The 12,852-nt window shown below is 59.4% G+C and carries 12 protein-coding genes; 2 read left to right on the forward strand and 10 right to left on the reverse strand.

Translation table 11 applies throughout. The annotated features are described in order from the left end of the window. Positions 1 to 49 precede the first annotated feature (49 nt). Positions 50 to 1,291 carry an aminotransferase class V-fold PLP-dependent enzyme gene (locus tag PSJ8397_RS07140; RefSeq protein ID WP_085863895.1) on the forward strand — a complete coding sequence of 414 codons (1,242 nt, stop codon included), beginning with the start codon at positions 50 to 52 and terminating at the stop codon, positions 1,289 to 1,291. A gap of 45 nt (positions 1,292 to 1,336) precedes the next feature. On the opposite strand, the gene PSJ8397_RS07145 is transcribed toward PSJ8397_RS07140, so the two are convergent. Together PSJ8397_RS07145 and PSJ8397_RS07150 are read right to left on the reverse strand one after the other, a co-directional pair. After that, on the reverse strand, positions 1,337 to 2,428 hold the full coding sequence (locus PSJ8397_RS07145; RefSeq protein WP_085863896.1) for an alkene reductase: 1,092 nt from the start codon (positions 2,426 to 2,428) through the stop codon (positions 1,337 to 1,339). A gap of 10 nt (positions 2,429 to 2,438) precedes the next feature. Beyond that, positions 2,439 to 2,708, reverse strand: a complete 270-nt coding sequence (locus tag PSJ8397_RS07150; RefSeq protein ID WP_085863897.1) for a hypothetical protein — start codon at positions 2,706 to 2,708, stop codon at positions 2,439 to 2,441. Between the two features lie 99 nt (positions 2,709 to 2,807). Between PSJ8397_RS07150 and PSJ8397_RS07155 the strand changes: the two genes are divergently transcribed. Beyond that, complete coding sequence (locus tag PSJ8397_RS07155) at positions 2,808 to 3,110, forward strand: HNH endonuclease family protein (protein WP_085863898.1); 303 nt, start codon at positions 2,808 to 2,810, stop codon at positions 3,108 to 3,110. On the opposite strand, the gene gyrB is transcribed toward PSJ8397_RS07155, so the two are convergent. The 8 genes from gyrB to mutM all read right to left on the reverse strand — a co-directional run bounded on the left by gyrB (position 3,107) and on the right by mutM (position 12,781). After that, positions 3,107 to 5,521, reverse strand: a complete 2,415-nt coding sequence (gyrB, locus tag PSJ8397_RS07160; protein ID WP_085863899.1) for a DNA topoisomerase (ATP-hydrolyzing) subunit B — start codon at positions 5,519 to 5,521, stop codon at positions 3,107 to 3,109. The genes PSJ8397_RS07155 and gyrB overlap by 4 nt on opposite strands. A 184-nt stretch (positions 5,522 to 5,705) precedes the next feature. Continuing rightward, positions 5,706 to 6,329: a LysE family translocator gene (locus tag PSJ8397_RS07165; protein ID WP_085863900.1), complete on the reverse strand. Its 624-nt coding sequence runs from the start codon at positions 6,327 to 6,329 to the stop codon at positions 5,706 to 5,708. Then, positions 6,326 to 7,435 (reverse strand): DNA replication/repair protein RecF, encoded by a 1,110-nt coding sequence (gene recF / locus PSJ8397_RS07170; RefSeq protein WP_085863901.1) that lies wholly within the window; start codon positions 7,433 to 7,435, stop codon positions 6,326 to 6,328. Before recF ends, PSJ8397_RS07165 begins: the two co-directional genes overlap by 4 nt. Positions 7,436 to 7,533: 98 nt before the next feature. Beyond that, entirely contained in the window at positions 7,534 to 8,652 is a 1,119-nt protein-coding gene (dnaN, locus tag PSJ8397_RS07175; RefSeq protein ID WP_085863902.1) for a DNA polymerase III subunit beta, read from the reverse strand. Between the two features lie 114 nt (positions 8,653 to 8,766). Next, entirely contained in the window at positions 8,767 to 10,104 is a 1,338-nt protein-coding gene (dnaA, locus tag PSJ8397_RS07180) for a chromosomal replication initiator protein DnaA (RefSeq protein ID WP_085863903.1), read from the reverse strand. A gap of 571 nt (positions 10,105 to 10,675) precedes the next feature. After that, positions 10,676 to 10,939, reverse strand: coding sequence for a 30S ribosomal protein S20 (gene rpsT / locus PSJ8397_RS07185; protein ID WP_085863904.1), 264 nt, complete (start codon positions 10,937 to 10,939; stop codon positions 10,676 to 10,678). A 151-nt stretch (positions 10,940 to 11,090) separates the two neighbouring features. Then, positions 11,091 to 11,867, reverse strand: coding sequence for an enoyl-CoA hydratase (locus PSJ8397_RS07190; protein WP_085863905.1), 777 nt, complete (start codon positions 11,865 to 11,867; stop codon positions 11,091 to 11,093). A 62-nt stretch (positions 11,868 to 11,929) separates the two neighbouring features. Further along, entirely contained in the window at positions 11,930 to 12,781 is an 852-nt protein-coding gene (mutM, locus tag PSJ8397_RS07195; RefSeq protein ID WP_085863906.1) for a bifunctional DNA-formamidopyrimidine glycosylase/DNA-(apurinic or apyrimidinic site) lyase, read from the reverse strand. Positions 12,782 to 12,852: the final 71 nt, after the last annotated feature.

Here is a 12,852-nt window from a genome sequence, read left to right on the forward strand (position 1 = left end):
TGGCCTTTCGTAGCAAATTGGGGTGATGTCGGCGCAAAGGAGACACGCCATGATCACCCCTGACCTGCTGGACACGATCCGATCCAAATTTGCGCATGTGGAGGCTTGCCCGTTTCAGGGGCCACGTGTGTTTTTTGAGAATGCGGGCGGTGCGTTGACGTTAAATGCAGCCGTGGAGACGTCAGCACGGTTTGCGGCCATTCCCGACAATCAGGGGCGGGATAATCCGGCGGCCCATGCTTTGGTGGATATCATTGCAGAGGCCAAGGCTGCTGCGATGGAGTGGTTTAACGCGCCCGGCGGTCAGGTTTTTGTCGGCGAGAGCGGGACGGAGTTGTTGTTCCGTCTGATCCGGACGGCTGTGACTGGAACGGATGGCGGGGTGCTCTTGGGGTCGACCGTTGAACATCCAGCATCGAGGTCGGCCATGGCACATTGGGCGGAGGCCTTTGGACGCGATTATCGGCTGGTGGCCCATGATGATGCGTTGGGGTTGGTGACGGCTGACGCCTATGCGGCGGCGGTGACGCCGGACACCAAGGTGGCCACGATTTTGCACACGTCGCCTGTGACCGGCATGGGGATGGATTTGGCGGCGATTGCGGCGGCGATCCGGGCGGTGGCGCCGGAGTGTTTTGTCATCGTCGATGGCATTCAGCATGCGTCGCACGGGTTGATTGACCTGACGGCGGCGGGCGTCGATGGCTATGTCGTGTCGCCCTATAAGGTGTTTTCGCGCCATGGGTATGGGGTGGCGTGGGTCAGTGACCGATTGACCGCCTTGGGGCCGGAGCAGTTGGACGGCGGACCGGAGGCAAATTGGGAATTCGGAACGCGGGACACCGGGGCCTATGCGACATTCCACGATGTCGTCGATTATTTCGACTGGTTGGGGGCGCAGGTGGGCGGTGGCGACAGCCGCCGCGACCGGATCGAGGCGGCGGGGACAGCGATCAAGGCCCACGAGAGGACATTGACGGAGGCGATGTTGCACGGGGTCGGCAATCTGAAAGGATTGGCTGATTATGACGGTGTTCACGTTGTCGGTGGCGTGGACAACCCAGCGCGTGAGGGGCTGGTGTGTTTTTATGCAGACGGGCATGCGGCAGCAGATATCGTTGCGGCGTTAAACGTCGAAGGCGTGCGGACCCATGTGCGCAAGGCGGACCATTACAGCGGGAATATCCTGACGCCTTTGGGACAGGAGGCCGCTGTGCGGGTGTCCATGTGCCATTACAACAGCGAAGCCGAAGTCGCGCGGTTTTTGGGCGTTATCGCGGATACATTGTAGGGCCGCCCCAATGCGGGACGGCCCAATGAAGAACGGCCCAGTGGGTCAGGCCGCTGCGGCGGCTGTGTCGAGTTTCGGATAGTCGGTGTAGCCCGCCTCATCCCCGCCATAGAAGGTGTCTTGATCAGCCTCGGCCCAGTCCGCACCTTGGCGGATGCGTTCGGGTAGATCGGGGTTTGAGATGAAGGGGCGACCAAAGGTGACCGCGTCGGCATAGCCTGTCTCTATCGCCTCTTCCGCGCGGGCCTGATCATATCCGCCGTTTGCGATATAAAGACCCGAGGTGAATTCAGGCCGCAGTTTTTGCGCCAGTTTGCCGTCGCTTTCGTTGCCGGGGAAATTTTCGACAACATGCAGGAAGGCGATCTGTTCGTCGCTGAGACCGCGATAGATTTCGGCAAAATGCCCCTCTGGGTCGCTGTCGGACATGTCGTGGGCCTGACCCAAGGGCGACAGCCGCACACCGATGCGCCCGCGCTCCCATGTGGAGGCGACGGCCCCGATCGCTTCGCGCACGAGACGCAGCCGGTTTTCCAGCGATCCGCCGTAGGCATCATCGCGGGTGTTCACGCCGTCTTGCAGGAATTGATCGAGGAGGTAGCCGTTGGCGGCGTGAACCTCGACCGCGTCAAAGCCCGCGTCTTTGGCCAAACGTCCGGCACGTTCGAACTGGGCGATGACATCGCGGATACCATCAATCGTGAGCGCATCCGGTTTCGATGTGTCGGTGAACCCATCGGCGGTGAAGGTTTGCGCCTTGGCGGCGACATCTGTGGACGACACAGGGTTCCGGCCATCGGGCAGAACGGACGTGTGGCTGATCCGGCCGACGTGCCACAGCTGAAGACACATCCGGCCACCGGCGGCATGCACGGCGTCGTTGATCTTGCGCCAACCGGCCACCTGTTCGTCGGTGTGGATACCTGGTGTCTGGATGTAGCCTTTGCCCATCGGATCGATCTGGGTCGCTTCGGTCCAGATCATGCCAGCGGTTGCGCGTTGGGCGTAGTATTCGGCGGCCTTGTCCCATGGGGTGCCGTCATCATGGGCACGGTTGCGGGTCAGGGGGGCCATCAGGACACGGTTGGGAAGTTCGATCGGCCCCATGGCGAGGGGTTTGAGAAGGGGGGAGGTCATTGTGCTCTCCTTATTGGGAATTGGATTCGTCGAAGGGGGCTGCGGCATCTTGCGCATCGTCGGCATGGTTGACGTCGCCATCGCCGGACCAGTCGCCCTCAAGCCGGTTGGCGTCTTTGACGCCTTTGGGCAGTTCACGCGCGAGGTCGGCCACGGGGGGATCGTCACGGTCGATTTCTTCGATGCGAATGTCGCGGTTCTCGCCGGGCGTGACCTCGGTCAGGCCTTGGGTGTCGGCGGTGCTGTCGGGCTGTGTGCTGTCGGTTGTCTTGTCAGTCATAGCGGTTCTCCTTTGCCGGACGAACGCGAGGGGGGCGGGATTGGTTCAGTGAAAAGTCGCGGTCATCGACTTGACGGTAGGGCAGATTATCTTTGGGGCATGAGCGATGATCCCACCTGCCCGCTGTGTCTGCGCCCCATTCCGCCCGGTGTGCCGCAAAGCCTGCACCACCTGATCCCGAAGCTGAAAGGCGGCAGGGGCGGGCCGGTCATCCTGATCCACCACATCTGCCACAAGGAAATCCACGCGACGCTGTCAGAGGCAGAATTGGCCCGCGATTATGCCAGTGCAGAGGCCCTGCGGGCGCATCCGCGGCTGGCGAAGTTCTTTGCTTGGGTCGCGAAACGGCCCCCGGATTTCATGAGCCGGGTGCCTAAAAAATCGCGAGGGCGCAAACGCTAGAAGTCGAGGTTTTCGACGCTCAGCGCGTTTTGCTGGATGAATTCGCGGCGGGGTTCAACGACGTCGCCCATCAGTTTGGTGAACAGATCGTCGGCCTCTGCCACGTCTTCGACGCGGACTTGCAACAAGGTGCGGGCATCCGGATCAAGGGTGGTTTCCCACAGCTGATCGGGGTTCATTTCGCCCAAGCCTTTGTAGCGTTGCAGCGACAGGCCCCGTTCGCCTTCTTCAAGGATCGCCGCCAGCAGGTCGAGCGGACCATAGATGTTTTGCACGCGGTCCTTACGGACCAGCGTTGCCGGCTGGGCGTAGACGTCTTGCAGGTGCTGGGTAAAGGTGCCGGATTTGCGCGCCTCACCGGAGCGGAGCATGCCACCGTCCAGCGTGCGGACCTCTTCCACGCCGCGCAAGATGCGGGTGAGGCGGATGCCTTTGTCCTGCGTGATGCGCCCCTGCCAGCCGCGTTCCCATTCCAGTGCGATCAGATCAAGACGGGCGGCCACACGGTCAGCCACGCCTTGCAGGTCCCTGTCGACAGCGCCGGACACGAAGGCGCCTGCGATGGCGGCCTGTTCAAGAATGTGACGGGGATAGTGCGTCGGGAAAGCGTCAAGCACACGTTTCAGACGGCCCGCTTCATCGACCACACGGCGCAGGTCTGCGCCGGTGATCTCTTCGCCGTTGCCTTGGCGCAGCATGGCGCCATCGACACCCTGATCGGTCAGGTAGTTGTCCATGGCGGCCTGATCTTTGAGGTAGACCTCAGACTTGCCACGGCTGACCTTATAGAGCGGCGGCTGCGCAATATAGAGGTGCCCGCGTTCGATGATTTCGGGCATTTGACGGAAGAAGAACGTGAGCAAAAGGGTGCGGATGTGCGCCCCGTCCACGTCCGCGTCCGTCATGATAACGATCTTGTGGTAACGCAGTTTTTCGATGTTGAATTCGTCGCGCCCGATGCCGGTGCCCAGCGCCATCACGAGGTTGCCGATTTCCTGACTGCCCAGCATCCGGTCAAACCGCGCGCGTTCCACGTTAAGGATCTTACCTTTGAGCGGCAAAATCGCCTGCGTCTGACGATCCCGCCCCGTCTGGGCGGACCCGCCAGCCGAGTCCCCCTCGACCAAGAACACTTCGGTTTTGGACGGGTCTTTTTCGGAACAGTCTTTGAGTTTGCCTGCGAGGAAATTCACATCCATCGCCGTTTTGCGACGGGTGAGTTCGCGCGCCTTGCGGGCCGCTTCTCGTGCCAAGGCGGCCTCAATGATCTTGCCGACGACCTCTCTGGCGATGGCCGGGTTTTCCTCAAACCACTCGGCCAGTTTTTCGTTCATCAGGGATTCCACCGCGGGGCGGACTTCTGAGGACACCAGTTTATCCTTGGTCTGGGACGAGAATTTGGGGTCAGGTACTTTCACCGACAGCACACAGGTCAGCCCTTCACGTGCGTCGTCGCCTGTGAAACTGACCTTTTCCTTTTTGGCGATGCCCGAGGATTGGGCGTAAGCATTGATTGTCCGCGTCAGTGCGGCGCGGAAACCCGCCATGTGCGTCCCGCCATCCCGCTGGGGGATGTTGTTGGTGAACGGCAGCACCATTTCGTTGTAGCTGTCGTTCCACCACATGGCGACTTCGACGCCAATATCGTCCTTTTCGCCGGTGACATAGATCGGCTCAGGGATCATCGGCACCTTGGAGCGGTCGATGTATTTGACGAATTCCTTGACGCCGCCTTCGTAGAACAGCTCCGTCCTCAGATGGTCGGCGGGACGCTCGTCGGTCAGAATGATGCGGACGCCGGAGTTGAGGAACGCCAGTTCGCGCAGACGTTTTTCCAGCGTCTCGAACGAGTAGTCGCGATTGGAGAACGTATCGGTCGAGGCAAGGAAGCGAACCTCGGTCCCCGTCTGATCGGTGTCACCCACGACCTCAAGATGTTTGACGGTTTCGCCCCGTTCAAACCGCGCGATGTGTTCCTTTCCATCGCGCCAGATACGCAGTTCGAGCCAGTCAGACAGCGCGTTCACAACGGACACGCCCACGCCGTGCAGACCGCCCGACACCTTGTAGGAATTGCTGTCGAATTTGCCGCCCGCGTGCAACTGGGTCATGATGACCTCGGCCGCGGAAACGCCTTCTTCCTCGTGGATGCCCACGGGGATACCACGGCCATTGTCACTGACCGAAACGGAGCCATCGTCATGAATTTTGACGTTCACCGCGTCCGCATGACCGGCCAAGGCCTCATCAATGCCGTTATCCACGACCTCATAGACCATGTGGTGCAGGCCAGACCCGTCGTCGGTGTCTCCGATGTACATGCCAGGGCGCTTGCGAACCGCCTCTAACCCTTTGAGAACCTTGATGGAATTGGCGCCGTATTCTTCGGCATTCTGCTGCTCATCGGCCATGTTGGACCCTTTGTCATTTGCTTGCCAATTTATAGCGATTTTACAAAGGGATGTCACGCAAATGGGGCGTATTTTGTGGGCTTCGGGGGCGTTATGCAGAATTATTGAATCGGCGATACCCTGCCGCGCTTTCGCGCTCTCGGGACATCGCCGATCCCTGGCAAAAGTGGTATCCGCAAACGCCCTATGTCAGGGGGATCACAAGGCCCACGCCGATCATCAAAACGCCAGCTGTGATGTTCATACGCCGCACTGCCTTGGGCGAGGTCAGCAGGCGTCGCACACGGTCGATCATCGCCGCCATAAACAGGTTTCCGACAAGCGGCACGAGCGCGGACATGGAGGCCACGGCGATGATATCGGCCGTGGTGAACGCGGCCAAATCGAAGAACCCCGGCAACATGCCCATGTAGAACAAAATGGCCTTGGGGTTGCCCAGGATCACCGCAAGGCCCGCAACAAACCCCGCCCATATGCCGGGCCGGGTCAGACGGCTGTCGGCCTTGCTCAGGTCTTTGTCGGCTGATCTGAGGATCAAGTAACCCATCAGGATGAAGGTGGCACAGGCAACCCATTTCAGCGCCTCCAGCGTGCTCGGATACTGGTCAACCACCCACGCCATGCCGAGGACCGCAAACAGCGACCACAAGACATCGCCGATGACGACGCCCATCGTCAGCGGCCATGCGGCGGCAAAGCCACCTGACAAGGCGCGGGCGATCAAACCGACCCAGACAGGCCCCGGTGTCAGGAACAGAATGGCCAGCGCACCGGCATAAAGCGCCAATTCGGTAAGGGTAATTGTCATAGCTGCCGCGCGTTCGAATTGCCGTTGTCATCGGTGACTTCGACGTATTGGGCGCGGTCGTCAAGTTCCCCGAACAGCTCAGACCCTGTGCCGGTCATGAAGGCCTGCGATTCCAGCGCGCAGATTTCATCGTAAAGTGCGGCACGACGGCTGGCATCAAGATGGGCTGCAACCTCATCCAACAACAAAATCGGGGCCGCACCGAAATCGTCTTTCAACGCACGGGCATTGGCCAGAATGAGAGAGATCAAAAGCGCCTTTTGCTCTCCTGTTGAACAGTCCTTCGCGGGGACGTCTTTGGCCGCAAAGACTCCGTAAAGGTCAGCACGATGCGGCCCGATTAACGTGCGCCCAGCGGCCAGATCGCGGGGGCGGCTGCGCGTAAAGGCATCTTGCAGGGCCTGTGGATCATCGGGGGCGTCGCAGGATGGCTCGGCGTGGGTCAGGGTTAGTGTTGCGCTTGGAAACGCAGTCTCGGCAGCCGCTTGTGCCTCGGCCAATCGGGTCAAGGCATGGGTGCGGTTTGCATGGATGCGCGCGCCCGCCTCGGCCATCTGTCCCTCAAGCGCTTTGTACCAATGGGCGTCGCCCACCATGTCTTTCAACAGTTTATTGCGTTCTCGCATGGCCTTTTCATAGGTCAGAACTGCCTCCGCGTGGGTCGGCTCGAAAGACAATGTCGTGCGGTCCAAAAATCGCCGCCGCCCCTCTGCGCCTTCGATCCAAAGACGGTCCATCGCAGGGATCAGCCACAGCACGCGTGCAATCTTGCCCAATGCGGTCTGCGCCGCCGCTTTACCGTCAATCTTTGTCTGACGAGAGGCGCCACCCTCAGACCAGGTTTCAATGTCATGTGGCTGCCCAAGCGAGGTCAACGCCGAGGTCACCTTCCAACCCAGAGCCTCGGGCCTGCGCGTCATGTCCTCGGACGACGCACGCCGCAAACCGCGCCCCGGCGACAGGATCGACACCGCCTCAAGAATGTTGGTCTTTCCTGCCCCATTGGGTCCGAAAATGGCGACCGGGCGACCATCCAAAGCCAACCTGGCCCGTTTGTGCGATCGGTAATGGGAGAGCGTCAATTGGGACAGGAAAAGGCCTGACATATCACACGACCCTCCCCTTCATCTGACCCGAAAAACTCCCGCCGGAGGCAACAAATTTCCGGAAATTTGTTTCTTTCACTAAAATTCCGGAATTTTGGTCACACGCGCATGGGCATGACGACGTAAACGGCAGAGGTGTCGTTGCCTTCGCGCATCAACGTGGGATCACCCGATGAGTTGAACATGAACACCGCATTTTCGCGATCCACCTGAGAGGCAATTTCAAGCAGGTATTTCGCATTGAACCCGATTTCCAACCGTTCATCGCCGTAGGCAACGGCAAGTTCCTCTTCCGCCGCGCCGCTGTCTGGCGCATTGACAGAGAGGATCAGCCGGTCTTCATCCAGCTGCAGCTTAACCGCACGAGAGCGCTCAGATGACACCGTCGCCACGCGGTCCACAGCTTTGGCAAATTCGGACGCATCCACTTCCAACTTGCGCGTGTTCCCCTGCGGGATGACGCGGGTGTAGTCAGGGAACGTGCCATCAATGACCTTTGATGTCAGCGTGATTTCGGGTGTCGCAAAACGCACCTTGGTCTCCGACACGGACACCGCAATCTTCATGTCATCATCATCCAGCAGCTTGCGCAGCTCCCCCACGGTTTTGCGAGGCACGATAACGCCTGCCATACCGTCCGCATCCGCGGGCAGATCCGCATCAATCCGCGCCAAACGGTGGCCATCGGTGGCCACACACCGCAGCACTTTGCCGCCGTCGGCATCCGCCACATGCATGTAGACCCCGTTGAGGTAATAGCGCGTTTCTTCCGTCGAGATCGCAAATTTGGATTTGTCAAACAGCCGCCGCAGGGTAGGCGCATCAGCGGAGAAGTTCGTGGCGTAGTCGGACGACGCCATCACGGGGAAATCTTCCTTGGGCAAGGTCGCCAACGAGAAGTTCGACCGGCCTGCCTCAATCGTCAGGCGACCAGACGCGCTGTCCTCGGTCAGGGTGACCAACGCACCGTCGGGCAGCTTGCGCACAATTTCATTCAACGTCACCGCGGACACTGTCGTTGCCCCAGCCCGTTCGACCTGTGCGGGGGCCTTGTCCACAACCTCGATATCCAAATCCGTGGCGCGGAATGTGGCGTCGGACCCTTCGGCTTCGATCAGGACGTTTGCCAGGATCGGAATGGTGTTGCGCCGTTCCACCACAGATTGGGCCTGCGCCACGGCTTTGAGCAGTGTTGCGCGTTCGATGCTGAGTTTCATGGCCCTGTCTCCGATAGTTCATCCCGTTACTCGGGACCGCAAAATTACCGGATTTTGCCCCCTCCACAAGGGGGCGGAGGGGGTTAACGTGATGAATTTACGCTATTGGTGCGCTTAATCCTCTAGCGCGCGGCGCAGCAGTTCCAGATCGTCTGCGATCTGACTGTCGGACTGACGCAATTCATCGATTTTGCGCACGCCGTGCATGATTGTCGTGTGGTCCCGTTTGCCGAACTTGCGGCCAATTTCAGGCAGGCTGCGGGTGGTCAGCTGTTTGCACAGCCACATGGCCATTTGGCGCGGGCGGGCCAAGGTGCGGGTGCGTTTGGGCCCCAGCAAATCAGACAGTCGAATGTCGTAGTGTTCGGCCACCTTGCGTTGGATTTCTTCGATCGTCAGCTTGCGATCGGAGGCGCGCAGGATGTCAGACAGACAATCTTGCGCCATTTCAACCGTCACAGTGCGACCCACAAGGGACGCCAAGGCGTAAAGCCGGTTCAACGCCCCCTCAAGAACACGCACGTTGCTGGAAATGCGATGAGCCAGGAATTCAAGGACACCAGGCGCGATGTCCACGCCGGGATAAATGGTCTGATACGTTTCCTGCTTGGCGTGCAGAATCCCGAGGCGGAGTTCGAAATCCGTCGGGTGCAGATCAACGACGAGACCGCATTGCAGCCGGGATTTGATCCGCTCGCTCAGATCACGGATTTCGCCGGGTGCGCGATCGGCTGAGATGATCAGCTGTTTGTTCTGATCCACGAGGGCGTTGAACGTATGGAAGAATTCTTCCTGCGTGCTGTCCTTGCCCTCAAGGAATTGGATGTCGTCGACCATCAGCACATCAACAGACCGGAAGTGCTGTTTGAAGTCCATCATTTTGCGATCCCGCAGGGCTGAGATGAAGCGGTAGATGAACTGATCGGCAGAAATGTAGAGGACGTTGAGGTCCGGGCGTTTCTCACCCAGTTCATGTGCAATGGCGTGCATCAAGTGGGTTTTGCCCAGACCAACGCCGCCATACAGAAAGAGGGGGTTAAAGGTGGTTGGCCCACCTTCGGCCACACGTTTGGCGGCCGCATGGGCCAGTTCGTTCGGTTTGCCGACGACAAAGCTGTCAAAAGTGAACCGCTGGTCAGGCTGTGCATCGCCGCTTTTGATCGGGGCGGTTTTTGCCATCGCAGGCTGCGGTGCGCTTACCTGAGAGGTGTTCGCGGCCGCCTCAAACGCAAGACGTTGCACGCTCAACCCCTGCCGGTTCAAATGATAGACGATCTGATCGCCGTAGGTTTTCGACACATAGTCCCCGTGGAAAGAACTTGGTGCACCAAGACGGGCCACGCCTTCGCCGGCTGTCATCAGCGACAAAGGTTCAATCCAGCTTTTGAAATTGCCCGCACCAATGGCCGACCTCATGTCAGCCTTCACCTGTTCCCAGTGCCCTTGTGTCATCCTGTCCCCGTTTGTCCCTACCTTACCATGCGGCTTGCGCCACGACGTCTGCGGTCGTTTTGGTTCCGATAGAACGAACGGTCTGACCCGGCGCATTGACACGCGCCGACTGGCCGTTCAGGCCTTTGCGTTTGTCGGTCAGTTCATCGGATATAGAACCCGACGCCAACCGCCATCGCAGACAACATGGTCACCTAAAATTGGCCCAGCTCCCACACTGTGCCAATTCAATGGTTGAGCGAGATACGCCTTATTTCTAAGGCCAGATTGCACACCCACCGAGATGGATAGTCCCAAACAAACTGTCTCGCGGTCCCACGCTCCCCCAGGAACGAAAATGAATCGCACCGTGAAATTGCCCCGTGGCGCAGACCATTTCAACAGCAACCTTGGCCTTGACAGAAAAGTAGTCGAAACGAATCTGACGGACCTTTGAATCTCAAGGAAAAGTCATTCCACGGCTGTGCAAAAATGAAACGCTGAGACGAAAAAGGCGGCACCGAAGCGCCGCCCTTTGACAGTATTTTCCAAGAATCGGCAGGCCCCTTTCGGGCGCGATCCCCGTGCCGCTTTAGCCCAGCGCCTTCACGCGGGCGACCAGGCGGGACATTTTGCGGGCAGCGGTGTTCTTGTGGAAAACGCCCTTTGTCACGCCGCGCATCAGTTCAGGCTGAACAGCGCGCACAGCGGCAGCGGCTGCGTCTTTGTCACCAGAGGCAATCGCCTCTTCTGCTTTGCGCAGGTAGGTGCGAATGCGGGAACGACGGGCTTTGTTGATTTCAAAACGACGCTCATTCTGGCGGGCGCGTTTTTTGGCCTGTGGAGAGTTTGCCATGGGTTCGGTCTCTTTCGGGTTCGTTGTGTTCAAAATTCGGTAACACACGCAACCCACCGGCAGACCACAACCGGGATTGATTCGAGCCTTAGGCGGGCATCACGCGCATTTCGTCGCCGCGTATAGGGCAAAGGGCGGTGGTTTGGAACCCCTACTTGTCACGGAACTGCGGTTCACGCTTTTCGATGTAGGACGCCATACCTTCGGCTTGGTCTTCGGTGGCAAACAGGGACTGGAACAGACGACGTTCGTAATTGATGCCTTCGGCCAATGTCGTTTCATACGACCGGTTGACCGCATCTTTGACAGCCATCGAGGCCAGCAAGGATTTTTCAGCGATGCGGTTTGCGGCTGACATCGCCTCATCCTTCAGCTTTTTGGCAGGGACGACGCGGCTGACCAAACCAGAGGCGAGCGCCTCTTCCGCGTCCATAAAGCGGCCCGTCAGGTGCATATCCATGGATTTGGATTTGCCCACATAGCGCGTCAATCGTTGGGTGCCGCCGATGCCTGCGATCACGCCAAGGTTGATTTCAGGCTGGCCAAACTTGGCCGTGTCCGCGGCGATGATAAAATCGCACATCATCGCCAATTCACACCCGCCGCCCAGCGCATAGCCTGCCACAGCGGCGATGATGGGTTTGCGTGTGCGCAGGAATTTGTTCGATTCCTCCTCAAAGAAGTTGGCCCTATACATGTCAACAAACGACTGTTCCGCCATTTCTTTGATATCAGCGCCCGCCGCAAAAGCCTTGTCTGAGCCCGTGATCACGATGCAGCGCACTTTGTCCGATGCGTCCGCCTCCGCCACGGCTGTCGCCAGTTCAGCCATTAGGGCAGAATTCAGGGCGTTCATGGCGTCGGGGCGGTTCAGCGTGATCAGGGCGACATCATCCGAGACGTCGACGTTGATGGTTTCATAGGCCATTGGGGAGGCTCCCGTTGAGGATATGAGCGCCTAGAGATACCCCAAGTAGCGGGGCATTCAAGCTATCTTTGGCATTTGGGACAATAGAAGGTCGACCGGCCGGACTGAACAATGCGCGCGATGGTGCCGCCGCAGTCAGGCGTTTGGCAGGGATGGCCTTCGCGGTCGTAGGCCTGAAAGCCGTGCTGGAAATAACCCAACTCACCGTCCGCTTGACGGTAGTCGCGCAAGGATGACCCGCCTGCCTCGATCGCCTCGGCCAAGACATCCCGCACGATCGGCACAAGGGAGGCAACGCGCGCTTTAGACAAGGCACCCGCCTTGCGTTTGGGGTTGATGCCGGCGCGGTGCAACACCTCACACACATATATATTGCCCAAACCGGCCACGATGCGTTGATCCAGCAGCGCGGTTTTGATCGGCGCATTCTTCCCACGCAGCTTTTCAACGAGATAGCTTTCGTTGAACGCATTGCCCAAGGGTTCGGGGCCGATGGTTTTGATCAGCCAGTGATCCTCAAGCGTCGCGGTGGGGCCAAGATCCATCGCACCGAAGCGGCGCGGGTCGTTGAAGGTGATGCGCGCGCCACCCTCCATGTGAAAGACAACGTGGTCATGTTTTTCGGGGGCGGGGTGTTCGTGGTGGAATTGGCCCAGCGGGTCACCGGACACCGTCATGCGACCCGACATGCCGAGGTGGATGATCAACGTCTCGCCGGTGTCTAAATCGGCCAGAACATATTTGGACCGACGCCGCAGCGCCGTCACCCGTGCCCCTGTCAGCCGGTCGGCCATGCGGTCGGGAAACGGCCAGCGCAGATCGGGGCGGTTGACGTCAGCCCGCGTGATCACCCGCCCTTCCATCGAAGGGGCAAGGCCACGGCGGACGGTTTCAACCTCGGGCAATTCGGGCATTGCAGCCTCCGCGCTGATTTGGCCGTTTGTATCTGAAAGGCGGACGCTATATCTGCAGGATGAACTGCGCA

This window comes from Pseudooctadecabacter jejudonensis (assembly GCF_900172275.1).
Classification (GTDB): Bacteria; Pseudomonadota; Alphaproteobacteria; order Rhodobacterales; family Rhodobacteraceae; genus Octadecabacter; species Octadecabacter jejudonensis.

What these genes read in the sequence shown, in the direction of transcription:
- mutM (WP_085863906.1), bottom strand. Translation starts at nt 12,781, where the DNA reads ATGCCCGAATTGCCCGAGGTTGAAACCGTCCGCCGTGGCCTTGCCCCT.
- PSJ8397_RS07155 (WP_085863898.1), top strand. Translation starts at nt 2,808, where the DNA reads ATGAGCGATGATCCCACCTGCCCGCTGTGTCTGCGCCCCATTCCGCCC.
- PSJ8397_RS07145 (WP_085863896.1), bottom strand. Translation starts at nt 2,428, where the DNA reads ATGACCTCCCCCCTTCTCAAACCCCTCGCCATGGGGCCGATCGAACTT.
- dnaN (WP_085863902.1), bottom strand. Translation starts at nt 8,652, where the DNA reads ATGAAACTCAGCATCGAACGCGCAACACTGCTCAAAGCCGTGGCGCAG.
- rpsT (WP_085863904.1), bottom strand. Translation starts at nt 10,939, where the DNA reads ATGGCAAACTCTCCACAGGCCAAAAAACGCGCCCGCCAGAATGAGCGT.
- PSJ8397_RS07190 (WP_085863905.1), bottom strand. Translation starts at nt 11,867, where the DNA reads ATGGCCTATGAAACCATCAACGTCGACGTCTCGGATGATGTCGCCCTG.
- gyrB (WP_085863899.1), bottom strand. Translation starts at nt 5,521, where the DNA reads ATGGCCGATGAGCAGCAGAATGCCGAAGAATACGGCGCCAATTCCATC.
- PSJ8397_RS07140 (WP_085863895.1), top strand. Translation starts at nt 50, where the DNA reads ATGATCACCCCTGACCTGCTGGACACGATCCGATCCAAATTTGCGCAT.
- PSJ8397_RS07150 (WP_085863897.1), bottom strand. Translation starts at nt 2,708, where the DNA reads ATGACTGACAAGACAACCGACAGCACACAGCCCGACAGCACCGCCGAC.
- recF (WP_085863901.1), bottom strand. Translation starts at nt 7,435, where the DNA reads ATGTCAGGCCTTTTCCTGTCCCAATTGACGCTCTCCCATTACCGATCG.
- dnaA (WP_085863903.1), bottom strand. Translation starts at nt 10,104, where the DNA reads ATGACACAAGGGCACTGGGAACAGGTGAAGGCTGACATGAGGTCGGCC.
- PSJ8397_RS07165 (WP_085863900.1), bottom strand. Translation starts at nt 6,329, where the DNA reads ATGACAATTACCCTTACCGAATTGGCGCTTTATGCCGGTGCGCTGGCC.